Origin of the sequence: Streptomyces sp. NPDC002463 (genome assembly GCF_042889835.1) — a bacterium.
Lineage (GTDB): Bacteria > Actinomycetota > Actinomycetes > Streptomycetales > Streptomycetaceae > Streptomyces > Streptomyces nymphaeiformis.
Window position 1 is genome coordinate 80676 of the sequence record NZ_JBIARL010000013.1, and the last position, 17849, is coordinate 98524.

The window sequence follows — 17849 nt, forward strand, 5'->3', positions numbered from 1 at the left end:
TCACCTCCGGGCCCATCGCGGGACACGTATGCGGGGAATGTCGGACCTCTGCCGAGGAAGCTCGGGCATCGGGAGGGGCTCGGCCGGGGCGGGCGCCGCGAGCAGCGAGGCGGCCAGGGCCAGATGCAGCAGATACGCCGAGGCGTCGCCGAGACCGACCTCGGTGTACGAGGAGATCGCGCAGTAGCCGATCAGGAAGATCGCGCAGGCCCTCGACAGCGACGGCGGCCGCAGCAGCGCGATGCCGCCGAGCGAGAGGAGGAACGCCGCCACGATGGCGACGCCGAGCAGTCCCTGCTCGTTGTAGACGGCCAGCCAGCTGTTGTCGATCGGCAGCCCGTCCCACGACTTGTCGCCCAGGCCCAGGCCGAAGACGGTGTCCCCGGTCGTCCGGGGTGCCGAGAGGAGGGAGTCCCAGACCTTGGCCCGGCCGGTGAGGTTGGAGAAGTTCTCCTGGCTCTGCCCGCGCAGGAACCAGGTCCGCAGCGCGGAGCCGAACACCACCGCTCCCACCGCGGCGCACAGCACCGTCCAGCCGAAGAACTTGCGCGCGGCGGCGCTGGTCAGGATGAGGGAGCCGATCGCCAGGACCAGACCGATGATCATGCCGAGCGTCGCCGTCCGGGTGTGGGTCATCGCGAGCAGCACGAACGACGGCACGATGACCACCGCCGCCCCGGCCGGCGTGGTCCGGCGGCCGACCAGGAGCAGCACGGAGAGCCCGATGACCACCGCGGAGTACTGCCCGATCTGCGGCGGCGTCAGTGGCCACAACGCGCCCACGAGACGCCCGCCGTAGTACTCGGGCATGGCCGTGCCCGGCGAGATGACCAGACCGGCGGCCACCAGGACGAGCACCGCGAAGTACATCCGGATGTGGTACCGGATGAACTTCAGGCTGCCGTCCCACCAGCGGCTGAGCAGCCACAGCGTGCCGACGAACAGCGCGAGGCGCGCGCACCGGAACAGCGCGCCTGCCCCGACGTCCACGCTGGAGATCAGGCTCGGCACGAGCAGCAGGGTCAGCAGGAACACGAAGGCGCTGGGCCGGATCCGCAGCCGGAGGTTGGTGGTGAGCGCCAGCGTGAACGCGCCGACCAGCGCTCCCATGGTGACCATCTGGATGAGGGAGCGGGGCAGCGTGACGATGGTCTTCGCCCCGGCGGAGCCGAGCACGTTGAGGGCGAGGAGCGCCCAGGCCGTCCCGACCGTCTTCGGCGTGCGGTCCGGGTCCGTCTCGACGGCCGCCGGCGTGGTGTCCGTCCGCAACTCAACCACCTTCCTGCGTACGGAAGGTGCTGCCCGCGTCCTGCCCGTACGGCGTGCCCTGCCACTGCCCGGAGCCGAGCGTCCGGCCGGCGTCGTGGGCGACGAACGTCCACGGCCCGACGTAGACGTTGTCGTGCCAGCGGTTGTCCTGCCGGAGGGTGATCGCCTGCGCCACCCGGTCGCCCTTGTACGGCGACCAGTCCGGAGAGGTGCCCTCGTTCGAGAGCACCGCCATGCGGTCGCACAGGACCGTGCAGTCGAGGACGGACTTGTCGAGGACGAAGCGGTTGCCGTGGATGTCCACCCGCTGGGTCTTCCACCGGCAGTCCGCGTAGAGCGGCGCGGTCGCGATCCCGGGCCGTGCGCAGCGCTTGGTGTCCTTCACCAGCAGGGTGCAGTAGCCGGTCGAGGTGTTGGCCGGGCTGTTGCAGAACCGGTCGGCGTTCTCCCACAGGGTGATCCCCGACCAGTTGTCCTCGAGCACGTTCCCGTAGATCTCGATCCTGTCGGTGCGGGCGGGGATCCGCGGCTCGCCGCCCGCCTCCGACACGTAGACGGTCGCGTACGGGAAGTCGTCGCCGTCCTTGGCGGCCGCGCGGCCCTCGACCCAGTTGTTCCGCCGGATCGTGTTGTTCCGGATGACCGCGTTGTAGCTGGTCTCGTACATCAGCGCGGCACCGTCGTTGGCTTCGAGGACGTTGTCCTCGAAGAGGAAGTCGTTGTTGTTGTTGTCCGCCCACAGACCGGTTCCGCGGTTGTCGTGCACCCAGTTGCCGCGGATGTCGGCGCCGTCGACCGCCCAGAACTTGATGCCTCCGGTGCAGCCGCAGCCCGGCTGCTTCCGCTCCCAGTCGTCGGTGTTGTTGCCGGTGATCTCGTTGCCCTCGACGACCAGGCCCTTGACGGAGTCACCTGTCTTGTACGCGTTCATGCCGTACTGGCCGTTGCCGCGCAGGCAGCTGGCGCGGACCTGCTGACGGGCACCGGCCATCAGCCCGGCGCCGGAGTTGTGCTGGATCGTCGCGTGCTCGATCACCCACCCGTCGGCCATGTCGTGGTTGACCACGCCCTCGTCCTGCGGCGCGGTGAAACCCTGCACGGTCAGGTACCGGATCGTGACGTCGCGGGCGGTGCCGCCGAACGCGTAGTGGTTGGTCCGCGCGCCGTCGAGCACCGCGCCCGGCGCCCCGAGATACGTGTTCCCCTCCTTGGGGAGGACCTGGTCGTACTCGCCCGGGTCCAGCCTGTGCCGGCCCGGCCGCAGCCAGAACGTGGTGTGCGGCGGACTGTCCTCGGTCTTCGCGGCCAGGTCCCCGACGACCCCGGGGTCGACCGTCACCGCGCCCGCCGGAGCCTTCGCAGGACCGGCCGCGGGCCCGGCGCACACCCGGGCCACGGCCGGGGACGCGGACGGAGCGGCGGTGGCCCTCGGCCGTGCGTCCGGCTGCGGCCCCGCGTCCGGCGTGCCGCTCTCGCAGCCGGTCGCCACGAGCAGCGCCAGCAGTGCCGCCGGCACCGCCCGGTGCCGCCACGTGATCCCCAAGGTCCTCCTCCCTAGCCGTGGAACCCGAGTACGGTGACGAACTCCGCGCCGTCGGCGACGCCCGTGCCGACCAGCGTGGTGGCGGGCTCCTTGCGCCCGAAGCCCGCGGAGTACCAGCCCAGCATGGGGTATCCCCTGCTCGAAGAGCTTGGGGAAGGATTGCTCTCGCCGCGGTGCGCCCGCCAGGACAGCTGCGCGGGCAGGTCGAGCACCGCGGAGCGGTCCTCGCCGTCCACGGTCCAGGTGAGCACCGCCCGGCTCCCCTCAAGCTCGGCGGTGACCGCCGGGCCGAGGTGGAACGCCAGCTCCACGGCCGCGCGCGGGCCGCCCCGCACCTCGTCGACCACCCGAAGCTCCCGGCTCGCGGCCGTCAGCTCCACCCGGCGGCGGTGCGTCGAGGGCCGGTAGCCGTCGTGCTCGGCGCACCAGCGGGACACCTCCGGGTTGGAGGTGTCCGCGACCAGGACGCGGCTCTCGGCGTGCCGGGTCCACAGGAACGGGCCGCCGGAGACGGACTGGTCACGACCGTCGAGCCGCAGGGTGTTGTGGCCGAGGGTCGACCGGAAGTACTGCCGCCACTCGGGCTGCCCGTGGTAGCAGTACGTCCCGGGGTCGGCGAGCACGTCGACCCCGTCGTGCCGGACCTCCACGGACAGGGCGTCCGCGTGCCCGTGCGCGGCGATGGACAGGAATCCGTGCGGACCGCCGTCGCAGCGGACCCAGATCTCTCCCCGCCCCTCTTCCGGCCCCCTCAGGATCGTCATGCCGGCGTCGGGGAAGTGGACCGGCCGGCTCGCCGGGCGGGTCCATGTCCTGACGCCGGGTCTGATCAGCGCGGCGAGCAGCGGGGTGCGCACATCGGTGCCGGTCACCTCCGGCCACCACGCCCGCCGGCCGAACACGGCGTCGCCGGTGGCGAGGAGCGAGCCCCAGCGGCCGGTGCCCGAGCCGTCCACGATCAGACCGTGCCCGTCGTCCGCGTCCCCCTGGCGCGGCGGCCGCAGCCGACCGTCCACGACGGCCGCGAGCGCGTCGGTCATCCGCAGCAGCACGAGCCGGACCGTCTCGGGCACCGGCACGCCCGCGGCGTCCGCCTCGGCCAGCGCGGCCAGGCCGAGTTCGAGGACGAGGCCGTGGTACTCGGAGGCCAGCTCGCGGTTCAGGCCCGACAGGAAGGTGTTGCTCCGAAGGTGCCGGTCGAGGGAGCGCAGCGCGTCGTCCCGCCAGCGTGCAGAGGACGGGAACCAGTCGAACGCGCAGGCAGCGGCGAACTGCCCGGCGGCCTCGGCGACGGCGTGGTTGTTCGCCGACGAGCCCCGGCTGGGGAAGGCGGCCAGCCAGCGCTGGTGGTGCCAGATCTGCCGGAGCGCCACCGGGTTCTCCTCGAACAGCGCGGCCGCGCCCGGCCAGCCGTCGAGCAGCCGGCGGACCCACACCCAGGAGAGCAGCCGGATCCCCAGCTCGATGCCGCTGGTCCAGTGCACCCCGCGCAGCGGCGGGTTGCCCGCCCACCACGACCGCAGGTGATGGGCCACGCGCTCCGCGTACCGCTCGTCCCCTGTGACCGCGTAGGCGGCGGCGAGCACGGTGAGGTACTGGTGCCGGGACAGCTCCCAGATCTGCTTGATGTCCCCGACGGTCTCCTCGTCCCGGTACGGCACGTCGAAGGCGTACCCCGACGGGGCGCGGCGCCCGGTCTTCGGGTCGAACCACCAGTCCGGGTCGGCCAGGTCGTCCCGCTCCACCCCGAAGTACTCGGCGTACCCGGCCATCAGCCGGTCCGCCTCGGCGACGAGACGCTTCGCGGCGTCCGGAGCCACCGCGTCGAGCGTCCCGGCGGGGAGCACGGCGGTGAACCGGGCGCCGGTCACGCCCGGGCAGCAGTCCGGCCGCGCCGACCGCCAACGCCGTCTGCGCACCGCGTCGACCGCCCGGCCGCCCACCTCGCCGGGTCCCATGGCGGACAGCCGGCGCAGGTACCAGCCCGCGCTCATCGTCATCGCCGCTTCTCCAGCGTCACCGGCGCGCCGCCCGCCAGGCCGGCCGGCACGGCGAGGGTGGCCGCCGTGGTGGCGACGAGCGACTCCAGCGGCACCGGCATCGGCCCGCCGGTCCGCACGGCCCGGACGAAGGCGGCCAGCTCGGCGTTCTGGCCCTTGTCGCGGGCCTTGGGCAGCCGCGAACTGACCCACCGCTTGGGGCCGGCCGTGCTCTTCTCGAAATACACGGAGGCGCGGACGAAGTCGTCGAGCCGCAGCACCTTGCCGTCGGCGACCAGGTCGAGGGTCTCCTTGGGGTAGCCGGAGGCGCCGGTGGTGACGTAGCTGATGGTGGCGGTGGAGCCGTCCGGGTAGCGCAGCACGACCTGGAGGTCCTCGTTGCCGGGGGTGGCCACCGCGTACACCGACACCGGGTCGGCGTCGAGCAGCCAACTCGCCGTGTCGATGAAGTGCCCGCCCTCACCGGCGAACCGCGAACCCTCGCTGCCCTGCCGGAGGTACCAGCTGCCGTGCTCCAGACGCCCGGCGTTGACCAGGTAGCGGAGGTTCGCGGGACCGGTCCGGGCACCGAACCGCTTCTTCGCCTCCTGGAGCAGCGGCGCGAACCGGCGGTTGAAGCCCACCTGCAGCCGGTCGTTGCCGGACTCCTCCACCGTCGCGAGCACACCGGCCAGCTCGTCCTCGCCGAGCGCCAGCGGCTTCTCCACGAACACGGCCTTGCCGGAGAGCAGCGCCTTCCGGGTCAGCTCGGCGTGCGAGCTGTGCCGGGTGACCACGAACACCGCGTCGACGGACTTGTCGCCGAGGACGGCGTCGAGATCGGTGGTCGCCCGCGCGAAGCCGAACTTCCGCTGCGCGTTGGCCGCGGACAGGGCCGTCGTGGTGACGACCGTGGACAGCTCGACGCCCTCGCGCTCGGCCAGGTGCGGCAGCAGCATCGACGTGGCGTAGTTGCCCGCGCCGACGAACGCGATCCGTACCGGCGATCCGGCGGGCCGGGCCTTCGCCGGCTTCACGTGCACCGCGGGCACGGCCACCGCCGGCGCCTCCGCCGCACCGGTCTCCTCCGCCTGCTCGGGGTAACGGAACAGCACGGCCACGGCCTTCAGTTCACCGTCCTTCAGCGACCGGTACGTCTCGACGGCGTCGTCGAAGTCGGCGACGTGGGAGACCAGGGGCTCCACGTCGACGCTGCCCCGGGCCATGAGGTCGAGGAAGCAGGCCAGGTTCCGGCGCTCGGTCCAGCGGACGTAGCCGATCGGATAGTCCCGGCCCTCCAGCTCGTACTCCGGGTCGTAGCGCCCCGGGCCGTAACTGCGGGAGAACCGGACGTCGAGCTCCTTCTCGTAGTACGCGTTCCACGGCAGGTCCAGACGGCACTTGCCGATGTCGACGACCCGGCCCCGGTCCCGGCACAGCCGGGCGGCCAGCTCGACGGGCTGGTTGCTGCCGCCACCGGCCGCCAGGTACACCTGGTCCACGCCGTGCCCGTCGGTGAGCTCGGCGACGGCGGCCTCCACCGCCGACGACCCGGGATCGCCGCAGGCCTCGGCGCCCAGCCGCTCGGCGAGCTCGCAGCGCGCCGGGTCGGGGTCGGCGCCGACGACGCGGACGCCCGAGGCCGCGAGGAGCTGCACCACCAGCTGCCCGATCAGCCCGAGGCCGATGACGAGCGCCACCTCACCGAGCCGCGACTCGCCCTGGCGGACGCCCTGGAGCGCGATGGACCCGACGGTGCCGAAGGCCGCGTGCCGGGGCGCGAGGCCGTCCGGCACCGGGGTGTACAGGTTCTTCGGCACCCAGTTCAGCTCGGCGTGCAGCGCGTGCTCGTTGCCGGCGCAGGCCACGAGGTCGCCGACCTTCACGTCGTCGACGCCGGCGCCGACCTGCTCGACCACCCCGCACAGCGAGTAGCCCAGCGGCGTGTACGAGTCCAGCTTGCCCATCACCTTGCGGTAGGTCGCGGGCACCCCGTTGGTCGCCACGCTCTGCACGACCTTGGCCACCTGGTCCGGGCGCGAGCGGGCCTTGCCCAGCATCGACATGCCGGCCTCGGACACCTTCATGAGCTCCGTACCGGTGGATATCAGCGAGTAGGCGGTCCGGACGAGGACACCGCCCGGCTTGCACCCCGGCACCGGCACGTCGAGCACGGCCAGTTCGCCGCTCTTGTAGTTCTGTACGACCTGTTTCACCGAAGTCCTCTTGTTCTCTACGCAGTCAAGGAAGCGGTCTGGCCGGACCCGGAGGTCGCGCCGCGGTACCAGTACTCGAGGGTCAGCACATGCCACAGATGCTTGGAGTGGTCCCGGTGCCCGGCCGCGTCCTCGGCGGCGAGCCGCGCCAGGGCGTCGCGGCGCAGGAACCCGGAGCGGACGAGCTCGCCGTCGTGGATCACCTCGCGCACCAGCGGGGCCAGGTCCCGGCTCATCCAGGCACGCAGCGGGGCGCTGAACAGGCCCTTGGGCCGGTACACGATCTCCCGCGGCAGGACCGAGGCCGCCGCCTCCTTGAGGACGGCCTTCCCCTGCCGTCCCACGATCTTGCGGTCACCGGGCACGGTGAACGCCGCCTTGACCACCTCGACGTCCACGTACGGCACCCGCACCTCCGTCGACGCGGCCATGCTCGACCGATCCGTGTACGCGAGGTTCAGGCCCGGCAGGAACATCCGGGAGTCGCCCAGGCACATGCGGTTGACGAAGTCGTCGAGCTCGTTGTCCTCGTACACGTCGGCGTGCTCGGTCAGCACGTCGTCGACCGTGCCGGCGAGGTCCGGATCGATCAGGTCGAGCAGCTCGTCCCGGTCGTACATGGTGTAGCTCCGCCGGAACGCGGTCTCCTCCGGCAGATCGGCGAAGGACAGGAACCGCTTCGCGAAGCGCACCGACCGGTACCCGCGGCGGGCCGAGGCGACCGGCAGCCGGTCCACGGCCGCGGACAGCCCGCGCCGCAGGGGCCTCGGGACGCGCTGGTAGCGCAGCGCGATCAGGTTGGCGAGGTGCTTGCGGTACCCGGCGAACAGCTCGTCGGCGCCCATCCCCGACAGCATCACCTTCACCCCCGCCTCCCGGGCGGCCGAGCAGATCAGGAAGGTGTTGATCGCGGCGGGATCGCCGATCGGCTCGTCCAGGTGGTACGTCATCCGCGGCAGCAGGTCCAGCACGTCCGGAGCGATCTCGATCTCGCGCAGGTCGACGCCGAACCGCTCGGCCACCTGCCGGGCGTAGCGCAGATCGTCCGGCATCGCCTCGAACTTGGCGTCCTCGGCGCGGAACCCGATCGTGTAGGCCGAGATCCCCGGCTGCTCACGGGCCGCGAGCGCGGTCAGATAGCTGGAGTCGAGGCCGCCCGACAGGAAGGTCGCCACCGGCACGTCGGCCAGCAGATGGCGCCGGGTCGACTCCTCGACGATCGCGGCGAGATCCGGCAGCTCGCCGGCCAGGGCCCGCTCCCTGCCCTCGGCGGCGACGTCCTTCAGGTGCCAGAACCGGCCGCGCTCCACCCGTCCGTCGGGCCGGCACCGCAGCCAGCTCCCCGGCGGCAGCTTCTCCGCCTCGCGGAACGCGCACCGCGAGTCCGGCACCCAGTAGTAGAGCAGCGAGGCCACCAGGGCCGCGTGGTCCACCTCGAGCGATCCGCCGGTCACGGCGGCGAGCGCCTTGAGCTCGGAGGCGAACACCAGACCCTCGCCGCGCCGCAGCAGGAACAGCGGCTTGATGCCCAGCTGGTCGCGGACCAGCACCAGCTCACCGGTGCGCTCGTCGAAGATCCCGAACGCGAACATGCCGCGCAGCCGGGGCAGACAGTCCGTGCCCCAGCGCCGCCACGCCTCCAGGACCACCTCGGTGTCCGACGTACCGCGGAAGCGCACACCGGCCGCCGCCAGCTCGGCCCGCAGCTCGGGCGCGTTGTACAGCTCGCCGTTGTACGTCAGGACGAGGCCGTCCGACACCATCGGCTGGGCGCCGGTCTCGGACAGGTCGACGATGGACAACCGGCGGTGCCCCAGGTGCACTTCGCCGTCACCGACGGGGTGGCCGTACCGTCCGGACCCGTCCGGACCGCGATGGGCGAGGGTGTCGGTGAGCCGGTCGGTCACTTCCTTCCCGTCAGGCCAGCGGTACGTGCCTGCGATGCCACACATGTGCTACCGAGCCTCCTGGTCGCTCTCCGGGACCGTCGCCCACGCGGGCAGCCGCTCCCTCCGCCGCCTGCCCGCGCCGTTCGGCCGGGCCGGCCCCTCGTTCTGGCCGCGCGGCGCGGCCGACGGCCCCCCGTCCCACAGCGTGCCGTCGGTCCGGTCACGCGGATCGGGGTCGATCAGCACCACACCGAGCACGAGGATCCGCTGGTCGGCGAGCTGCCGCGCCACGGTGTGCAGCCAGGCGGCACTCTCGTGACCGGCCCGCACGACGAGCACGGTCCGCGTGCCGAGGTACGGCAGGTCGGTCCACGCCGCGCCGGGCGCCACCGAGCCGACGCCGACCCGGCGCTCCTGGTGCGCCACGGCCGCGGCGCGCTCCAGGCCGACCACGGTCGGGTCCCCGGGCCGCGGTCGGCGGTCGGCGAGCTCCGGTCCCGGCAGGCCGTCGACGACGACCACGGGACCCTCCGCGCCCAGCGCCCCGGCGAGGTCCAGGGCGATCACGCTCGCGCCGCGCGCACAGCCCAGTTCGAGGAGGGACAACGGCTCCGCGGAGCCGCGCGCGGTGCGGGCCAGGGACGCGGTGAGCCGCGTCCGGGCCGCCCGGGCCCGGCGGCGCTGCCACCGTCTGCCCGGCCGGCCCGGCAGCTCCGCGATCACCGAGACGCCGAGGTTCGCCGCGATCTCCCGGCGCAGCACGGGACGGTCCGCCACCACCGTGCCGACGGCCGCCACCGCGAGCCCCAGGGCGAGCCCGAGGACGAGCCCGATCCCGGCGTCCTTGGCGAGGGTCTTGAGCAGGGACCGCTTGACCGGGCGCGGATCGTCCACGATCTGCGTGCCGGCGATCAGCCGGGGCGTGCCGATGCGGGCCTGCTCGGCGCGCTGGCTGAAGTCGGAGATCCGCGAGGTGAGTTCGGCCCGGCGGGAGAACAGCGACTCCGTGTTCGCGGAGGCCTTCGGCGCGCTCGTAGGCGACTCGTCCCCGATCTCCTTGTTGACCTGGGCGAGTTCGTCCTTCAGTCGGTCCCGCTGGTCGAGCAGCGCCTTCGCGTCGGCGTTCGCCGCCTGCTGTATACGCCGCACGTGGTCCGCGACGAACGCGTCGGCCAGCGCCTTGACGCGGGTCACCGCCTCCGCCTCGCTGTCACCCTTCGCGTTGATCTGCAGCAGGTTGTTGGTGAGGCCGAGACCCTCGTACTCCTTCATGAAGTCCTCGGGCTTCTCCGGGGACTTGAGGGCCTTCAGGGCGTCGCCGGCGATCCGCGTGGTCTGCAGCAGCGCGACGTCGGTGCGGATCAGCGTCCCGGGGTCGTTCGGCTGGTCCTCCTGACGGGCGACGAGCACCTTCGTCATCGCGGTCGGCGGCGCCGGCAGCAGGACAGCCACCGCCGCGCCGAGGACCATCCCGAGCAGCGCGAGCGAACCCCAGAGCCGGCGGCGTCTGCGTACCGCCACCACCAGCGCATGCAGGTCGAGCAGCGGAGCGGCGGCCGGCGACTCCGCGGTCGTACGTGTCGTCACGCCGGGCCTCCCATCGCGTCGGCGCCCACGGCGACCGTCGGCTTCGCGGCCTCCCGGGGCCGGCCGGCGGACCGCTTCGTACGGGTGCGGACCGTGCCGGCGAGGACGACGCCGACGACCTCGTGCCCGGCGTCCGCGCACGCCTCGGCGATCCCGGCGAGCTCGGCGGCCGTCCACTGGCCCGCGCTGAGCACGACGAGGGCGCCGGACGCGTCGTCGCGGTCCGGCACCATCGGCTCGGACACCGACACGCCCACCATCCGCAGCGCGGGGTCGCCCCCGGCCTCGGTGACGAGCTCCCCGGCGGCCCGGCCGGCGATCGGGTCGCCGTCCGGGACCACGACGAGCAGCCCCCCGGGTTCCGGCAGCCGGTCCCGGAGCCGGGCGCACACCCGCCGGTAGCGGATCTGCCGACCGGCCTCGTCGCCCGAGCGCGGGGGCGGGACGTCCCACCGGACGTCGATGCCGAGGAGCCGGCGGAACCAGGTCCGCGGGCCGCGGCCCTCCGGCCGGTGCGCGTGCCGCTCACCGGGCACGTCGACGGTGCCGAGAAGCGCCACGCCGAGCGCCCCGGCGATCTCCCCCTCGGTGCGCAGCCGGCGGCTCATCCGCGCGGCGGTGAGATGCCCGATGACCGTGACCAGGAAGAACAGCAGCGCCCCTGCGGCGATGAGCTGCGGCCGCGTCGGCGGGGCTTCACCGGTGGGCCGGGCCGCCGGGCCCATGACGACCATGTGGGCCTTGCTCGACGTGGGGTCGGCCTGGCCCAGCTTCTCGATGGCCGACTGCAGCGAGGTGCGCAGCCCTTCGAGCTCGGTACGGGTCTGCACGCTCTCCACGCTCCGCCCCGTACCGGACGCGTCGGCCAGTTCCGTGATGCGGCGGCTGGTCTGCACGACCGTCTGCCGCAGGGTCTCCAGACGCGCGGCCGCCTCGGGGTCGGCGTTGTCGCCCACGATCCGTGCGGCGAAGGCGACGAACTGCGCCGCCACCTGGTCGGAGAGCTGCTGTGCGCGCTCGGGCGTGTCGGCGGTGCCCGAGATCGCGATGATGTTCCCCTCGGTGGCCTTGGCGGTCACCCGGTCCTTCAGCTCGGTGGTGCCGATCCCGCTCCAGTGGAGGTCGGACGCCACGCGGTCGATCACCACCGAGCTGGTGGCGACCTCCGCCTGGGTCCGCAGCTCGCGCTCCTCCCAGGCGCCCGGCAGCAGGACGGACGCCGACGTCGTGTAGCGCGGCGGGATCAGCAGCGAGGTGCCGTACCCGACGAGCGCGCCCACGAGGACGACGACGGTGAGCAGCCGCCGTCGCCGACGAAGGATCCGCCCGATCGTGACCAGGCGTATGGTGTCATCGCTCAACGGAGCGGCCTCGTCCCTTCCCGGTCCGTGTCGTCCCGGTCCGTGTCGAACGCCTCGTTGCCGTCCGCCTCCGTGTCGTCCGCCGACGCCGGAGCGTGCGGACGGCAGGCGGCGGCGTAGGCGGCGAGCAGCGCGCGCTGGGAGTTGGGCCAGGACAGCGGCCCGCCGATCCGCTCCTGGCCGATCTTGCCCATGAGCTCCCGCTTCTCCGGATCGTCGAGGAGCTGCGCGACCAGCCGGGCGAACTCGGCCTCGTCGTCGGCCGGCGCGTAGACGGCGGCGTCACCGGCGGAGACCCGCGCCTCCCGCAGGTCGAAGGAGACGATCGGCCGGCCCATGACCATGTACTCCAGGACCTTGTTCATGGTCGACACGTCGTTGAGCGGATTGTGCGGGTCGGGGGAGAGGCACACGTCGGCGGTGGACAGGTAGCGCACGAGGTCGGCGTCCGGGATCCGCCCGGTGAACTCCACCTGCTCCGAAAGACCCAGCTCCCGGGACAGCTCCACCATCGCGTCGAAGGTGTCGCCGCCGCCGACGAACACCGCGTGCCAGTCGCTCCGTCCGACCTCGTCGCGCAGCTTCGCGAGGGCGCGCAGGGCGTAGTCGACGCCGTCCTGCGGACCCATCACGCCCAGGTAGCACAGCAGATGGGGCTTGCCGCGCTTCAACTCCGGCTCGGGCGGCACGGGGTGGAACCGGTCGATGTCCGGGGCGCTGCGCACCACGAACACGTCCGAGGGCCGCCGTCCGCCACGGCGCACCGCGACGTCCTTGTAGCTCTCGTTCGTGGCCAGCACGACGTCCGCGGCCCGGTACGTCATCCGCTCGAGCGCGCACACGCCGCGGTAGAGCAGGTCCTTGCCGCGGTCGAACCGCGAGAGGTACAGCTCGGGCACCAGGTCGTGCTGGTCGAAGACGAACCGCGTGCCGCGCCGCTTCAGCCAGAGCGCGGGCAGGAACAGCAGGTCCGGCGGGTTGCAGGCGTGGACCACGTGGACCGGGCCGACCTTCCGGGCCAGCCGGAAGGTGTGCCACAGCGCCGATCCGTACTCCTTGAGGTATCCGGCCGGTCCTCCGGTGGCCGCGCGCAGCGGGTAGCGGTGGATCCGCACCCCGTCGATCTCCACCTCCCGCTCCGTGTCCCGTTTGCTTCCCTGCGGGCAGATGACGTCCACCGTCCAGCCCGCGTCGCGCAGCGTCGTGCACTCCTGCCACACCCGCCGGTCGAACGGCACCGACAGGTTCTCCACCAGGATCAGCGCGCGCCGAACCCGCTTCCCGCCGCCGGACTTCGTGCCACCAGACGTCGTGCCGACGGCGTTCGTGTTACCAAGCAAGACCCATGTACCCCGGTTCGGCCCGCCGCGCGTCGGCGTCGGGAAGGTGGATGAGATCGACGATCACCGGGCCGTCACCGTGGGGGAGCGCCGAGAGCACGGCCGGATCCCGGGTGCCGACCAGGCAGACCTCGGCGTGTTCGAGCACCTCGTCGACGGAGTCCGTGAGCAGCTGCGCGAGGTGCGGCAGCCGGGACTCGATGTACTCGCGGTTCGCGCCGAGCAGCCGGGAGAGGTGCACGTTGGCGTCGTAGATCCGCAGCTCGTACCCCTTGCCGTAGAGCCGCTCGGCCAGTTCGACGAGCGGGCTCTCGCGCAGGTCGTCGGTGCCGGGCTTGAAGGAGAGCCCGAACAGGCCGACCCGGCGCTTGCCGGTGCGCTCGACCAGCTCCACCGCCCGCTGGAGGTGGTCGGCGTTGGAGGGCAGTACGTGGGACAGGATGGGCACCGAGACGTCGGCCCGCTGCGCCGCGTGGACCAGGCTGCGCAGGTCCTTGGGCAGGCAGGAGCCGCCGAAGGCGAAGCCGGGCCGCAGATAGGCGGGGCTGATGTTCAGCTTGCGGTCGGCCAGGAACACGTCGATCACCTGGTGCGAGTCGACCCCGAGCGCCTGGCACACGGCGCCCAGCTCGTTCGCGAAGCCGATCTTGAGCCCGTGGAAGGCGTTGTCCGCGTACTTGATGGCCTCGGCCACCGGCACGGGTACCCGGAACACCTCGCCGGGCAGGCCCTCGTACAGCGCCGCCACCACATCGCCGCTCGCCGCGTCGAGTTCGCCGATGACGGTCTTGGGCGGGTCGAAGAAGTCCCGCACGCTTGTGCCCTCGCGCAGGAACTCCGGGTTGACCGCCACCCCGACGTCCACGCCGGCCGTGCCGCCGACGTTCTTCTCCAGGATCGGCACGAGCAGGTTCAGGCAGGTGCCCGGGAGCATGGTGCTGCGGAACACGACGGTGTGCCGCCCGCCCCGCTCGGCGAGCGCGGCGCCGATCTCCTCGGTGACCCGCTCCAAGTACGTCGTGCACAGGCTGCCGTTGGGCTCCGAGGGCGTACCCACGCAGATCAGCGACACCTCGCTGTCCGCGATCGCCTCGCGGACGTCGCCGGTGGCGCGCAGCGCCCCCGTCTTCACGACCTCGGCGACGAGCTCGCCGATCCCCTCCTCGACCACCGGGGCCTTGCCGTCGTTGACCAGGTCGACCTTCACCGGGTTCACATCGACCCCGATGACCTCGTGACCCATGCTGGCCAGGCACGCGGCCGACACGCAGCCCACGTAGCCGAGTCCGAACACGCTGATTCTCATGACCCGTTCCTCCCCCCAGTCAGGCCCTTCCGGCCTGCGGTCCGCGTGCAGGCCGGACGACTTCCCCCGCGCATCAGTACGCCCCCTGCCCGTAGAGCACCGCGCGCAGCGTCTTCCACAAGATCACCGTGTCCAGGGCGAGCGACCAGTCCTCCACGTACCGCAGGTCGAGGCGGACCGCCTCCTCCCACGGCAGGTCGCTGCGGCCGCTGATCTGCCACAGACCGGTGAGTCCGGGCTTGACGAGCAGGCGCCGCCGGATGTCCGGGCCGTACGCGGCGGACTCCTCCGGTAACGGCGGCCGCGGGCCGACGAGCGACATCGAGCCGGTGAGCACGTTGAAGAGCTGCGGGAGCTCGTCGATCGAGTACCGGCGCAGCACCGTCCCCACCCGGGTCACCCGCGGGTCCCGGCGGAGCTTGAACAGCGGTCCCGCGCCTTCGTTGCGGTCGGCGAGCGCGGCACGCGCCGCGCCGTCGGCCCCGGTGACCATCGTGCGGTACTTGAGGATGGTGAACTCGCGGCCGTCCTTGCCGACCCGGCGCTGGCGGTAGAACGCCCCGCCCCGGCTGTCCAGCATGACGAGCAGCGCGACGAGCGCCATCAGCGGCGCGAACAGGACCAGCAGGACCGCCGCGCCCAGCCGGTCGACGACGCCCTTGATCGCCCGGCGGCCGCCGGTGAAGGTCGGCATGCTGACCCGGAGCAGCGGGATGCCGAGCACCGCGTCGACGTGCAGCCGCGGGCCGGCCACCTCCATCAGGACGGGCGCCACGACCATCTCGGCGTCGCTGCCCTCGAGGTTCCAGGCGAGCCGCCGCAGGCGGTCCGGCGACCAGTGCGCGTCCGGGGTGACCGCGACGACCCGGTAGCCGTCGTGGCGGACGTGCTTGGCGACGTCGGACAGCTGCCCGACGACGGGAACCCCGTCGAGCAGGTCACCGTCGAGCCCGCGTCCGTCCGTCGTGCAGACCGCCTCCACCCGCCAGCCGATGTGCGGGAACTTGCGGGTCCGGGTGATCAGGTCGCGCACGGTCGCGGGGCTTCCGGCGGCGAGCACCGGGCGCAGGCAGCGCCCTTCCTTCCGCTCCCGGTGCAGCCAGAGCCGCAGCAGATACCGCGCGGTCATGGTGACCAGCGCGATCGCGGGGATCGCGACGAAGATCCAGAGCTTGATGTTCCGCGAGGTGAGCGCTATCCCGCCGAGCGCCAGGACGACGACCACCGTGAACAGGGAGCGTCCGAGCCGGCGGAACTCCTCGGCGCCCTGGCCGAGCACGGCCGGGGCCCACGAGCGGTTGACCGCGAGCGCGCCCAGCACGAGCAGCTGGGTGCCGAACGCGAGAATGCCCCATTTCTCATGCCAGTTGGCCGCGTCCCGCGCCCCGAAGAAGTCGCCTATCGCCGTCACGACGAAGGCGGTGGACACGGCGTCGCTGATGATCACGGTACGGCGGTAGCGCTGCTCCCACTCGAGCGCGGGCCGGCCTATCGCCCCGTCCGTCAGACGCTCGTGCGCCGACGGAAAAGGGCTGACTACTCCCCCTTGCCGCACAGAACCCCCCAGGTCCCCAGTGGTTCGACGTGTTCGCCCAACACTCCCCCGGGAGCCCGCGCCCTCCCCGGCGCAGACATCCCGGCCCTACTCAGAGCTGTGCAAACGGGAACCGGTCCGCGCCCCGGGTGCTCCCCGCACCCGCGGCCCTCCCGGGCCCCCGGAACTGATCGTCCCCATGGCTGGTGGCGGGGACGTGACTACTGGCTTTCCGCAGCGCCGGACCTGTGGTGGATGAGTGGTCGCCTCGTGTCCGATCACCTGAAGCACGGTCAATCTAGAGCATCGGGGACCGGTATGAAGAGGGAATGTGTGAAATTTGTGCCCGACGTTCGAGGCTGGCCGGATCCGCCGATCAGTGACCGGTTATGGGCGCCTTGATGCCACTGCGTCCTCTTGTAACTCGCCATCACTCGGGGGGCGTTCGCGACAGCTGTGACCAGGGTCACGTGCGCGCCCCGTGATGTTTCCCGGGGCGGATCCGCTGGGTCACCCGGCGGCTTCCGCCACTCCTACGGGGAAGGTGGTCATCAGTGGACTGCGAGAGCCTGACGTTGCGCGCGGACGGCATGGGGCGGCATGCGGAGGAGTTCGTCGAGAGGGCGACCGCGAGGGCGCGGCTGCCGCTGGACTACTCCGTCGGCAGCCTGCGCGTCGTCGACCGGGTCGTCGACGGGCTGCGGCGGGGCGGCGCCGGACGGGAGGAGGTGGCCGGGACGCTGCTCGGCCTCGGGGCCTATGTGGGGGAGGTGCTGGTGCGGGAGGCCGGGGCCGTGTGGGTGGACCTGCCGGACGAGCACATGCTGCGGTCCGTCTTCGGGTACCCCGTCGCGGTGCGGATGCCGGACGGCCGGGTGTGGAACCCGCTCGGCCGGACCGTGAACCGCTTCGAGATCGGTACGAAGGAGTCCCTGTACCTGTACTTCCTCACCCTGCACGGCCGGCGGTCCGCCGGTTCGCGCCGCCTCCTGGCCCCTCACCCCGACAGGGTGTCGGGAAAGGCCTGTTGACCGTCTGACAGGATGGACGTCCTCCGGTTGTTCCGTGGGGGACCGGGGTTCGCGGGTGTACGGGTTGTGAAGAGGGTCGGGTGGGCGAGGGAACGGGGCACGCGCCCGCCAGGGCACACGACCCCGAGCACGACGAACCGTCCCGCTCCGAGGGCGAGGCCCTGCCCGGTCCCGAGCACGACGAACCGTCCGGCTCCGAGTCCGCGGCTCTCCCCGGTCCCGAGCGCGAAGACCCGTCCGGCCCCGAACGGGACGCCCGTCTCGCGGAGGCCGTCGAGCGGGCCCGGCGCGGGGACGAGGGGGCGTTCGCGGAGGCGTACCGGATCGTGCATCCCGGGCTGCTCGGCTATCTGCGCGGCATCGTCGGCGAGGACGCCGAGGACGTCGCCTCCGACGCGTGGCTGGAGATCGCCCGGGACCTCGGCCGCTTCCGCGGCGACGGCGCGGGCTTCCGCGGCTGGACCGCGACCATCGCCCGCCACCGGGCCCTCGACCACCTGCGGCGCGTACGGGCGCGCCCCCGCCCCACCCGGTTCGAACAGGACCTGCTCGAACTGCCGGCCGCCGCTGACGCGGCGGGCGAGGCACTGGACGCGCTCTCGACGGAGACGGCACTCGCCCTCATCGCGGGTCTCCCGCGCGACCAGGCGGAGGCCGTGCTGCTCCGGGTCGTCGTCGGGCTCGACGGCCCTTCGGCCGCCCGAGTGCTGGGCAAGCGTCCCGGTGCGGTACGGTCCGCCGCACATAGGGGATTGAGGCGACTTGCGAAACAACTCAAGGGGAGAGAGAGGTGA

Annotated in this window: 12 protein-coding genes; 2 read left to right on the forward strand and 10 right to left on the reverse strand. The window is 72.5% G+C overall.

Translation table 11 applies throughout. The features are described from left to right. From ACFYX3_RS25680 to ACFYX3_RS25725, 10 genes are all read right to left on the reverse strand, one after another. Window positions 1-1269 carry an O-antigen ligase domain-containing protein gene (locus ACFYX3_RS25680; protein ID WP_389017684.1) on the reverse strand — a complete coding sequence of 423 codons (1269 nt, stop codon included), beginning with the start codon at window positions 1267-1269 and terminating at the stop codon, window positions 1-3. Between the two features lies 1 nt (window position 1270). After that, window positions 1271-2812, reverse strand: coding sequence for a right-handed parallel beta-helix repeat-containing protein (locus tag ACFYX3_RS25685; RefSeq protein ID WP_389017687.1), 1542 nt, complete (start codon window positions 2810-2812; stop codon window positions 1271-1273). An 11-nt stretch (window positions 2813-2823) separates the two neighbouring features. Next, complete coding sequence (locus tag ACFYX3_RS25690) at window positions 2824-4812, reverse strand: alginate lyase family protein (protein ID WP_389017691.1); 1989 nt, start codon at window positions 4810-4812, stop codon at window positions 2824-2826. Continuing rightward, window positions 4809-7007, reverse strand: a complete 2199-nt coding sequence (locus ACFYX3_RS25695; RefSeq protein ID WP_389017693.1) for a bi-domain-containing oxidoreductase — start codon at window positions 7005-7007, stop codon at window positions 4809-4811. The genes ACFYX3_RS25690 and ACFYX3_RS25695 overlap by 4 nt, the downstream gene beginning before the upstream one ends. 17 nt (window positions 7008-7024) lie before the next feature. After that, window positions 7025-8959, reverse strand: coding sequence for an asparagine synthase (glutamine-hydrolyzing) (asnB, locus tag ACFYX3_RS25700; RefSeq protein ID WP_389017696.1), 1935 nt, complete (start codon window positions 8957-8959; stop codon window positions 7025-7027). 3 nt (window positions 8960-8962) lie between these two features. Further along, a complete protein-coding gene (locus ACFYX3_RS25705) occupies window positions 8963-10483 on the reverse strand; it encodes a Wzz/FepE/Etk N-terminal domain-containing protein (protein ID WP_389017699.1) in 1521 nt (506 codons plus the stop codon). Then, window positions 10480-11844, reverse strand: a complete 1365-nt coding sequence (locus ACFYX3_RS25710; protein WP_389017702.1) for a Wzz/FepE/Etk N-terminal domain-containing protein — start codon at window positions 11842-11844, stop codon at window positions 10480-10482. The genes ACFYX3_RS25705 and ACFYX3_RS25710 overlap by 4 nt, the downstream gene beginning before the upstream one ends. Continuing rightward, a complete protein-coding gene (locus ACFYX3_RS25715; protein ID WP_389018089.1) occupies window positions 11841-13097 on the reverse strand; it encodes a glycosyltransferase family 4 protein in 1257 nt (418 codons plus the stop codon). The genes ACFYX3_RS25710 and ACFYX3_RS25715 overlap by 4 nt, the downstream gene beginning before the upstream one ends. Before the next feature lie 76 nt (window positions 13098-13173). Next, the gene (locus tag ACFYX3_RS25720) at window positions 13174-14490 is read right to left on the reverse strand and encodes a nucleotide sugar dehydrogenase (RefSeq protein WP_376592032.1); all 1317 of its coding nucleotides are present in this window, start codon (window positions 14488-14490) and stop codon (window positions 13174-13176) included. A gap of 73 nt (window positions 14491-14563) precedes the next feature. Then, the gene (locus tag ACFYX3_RS25725; RefSeq protein ID WP_389017705.1) at window positions 14564-16045 is read right to left on the reverse strand and encodes a sugar transferase; all 1482 of its coding nucleotides are present in this window, start codon (window positions 16043-16045) and stop codon (window positions 14564-14566) included. Between the two features lie 533 nt (window positions 16046-16578). On the opposite strand from ACFYX3_RS25725, the gene ACFYX3_RS25730 reads away from it, so the two are divergent. Together ACFYX3_RS25730 and ACFYX3_RS25735 are read left to right on the forward strand one after the other, a co-directional pair. Then, on the forward strand, window positions 16579-17055 hold the full coding sequence (locus ACFYX3_RS25730; protein ID WP_382659375.1) for a hypothetical protein: 477 nt from the start codon (window positions 16579-16581) through the stop codon (window positions 17053-17055). A gap of 161 nt (window positions 17056-17216) precedes the next feature. Continuing rightward, window positions 17217-17849 carry an RNA polymerase sigma factor gene (locus ACFYX3_RS25735; protein WP_389018092.1) on the forward strand — a complete coding sequence of 211 codons (633 nt, stop codon included), beginning with the start codon at window positions 17217-17219 and terminating at the stop codon, window positions 17847-17849.

What these genes read in the sequence shown, in the direction of transcription:
- ACFYX3_RS25690 (WP_389017691.1), bottom strand. Translation starts at nt 4,812, where the DNA reads ATGACGATGAGCGCGGGCTGGTACCTGCGCCGGCTGTCCGCCATGGGA.
- asnB (WP_389017696.1), bottom strand. Translation starts at nt 8,959, where the DNA reads ATGTGTGGCATCGCAGGCACGTACCGCTGGCCTGACGGGAAGGAAGTG.
- ACFYX3_RS25720 (WP_376592032.1), bottom strand. Translation starts at nt 14,490, where the DNA reads ATGAGAATCAGCGTGTTCGGACTCGGCTACGTGGGCTGCGTGTCGGCC.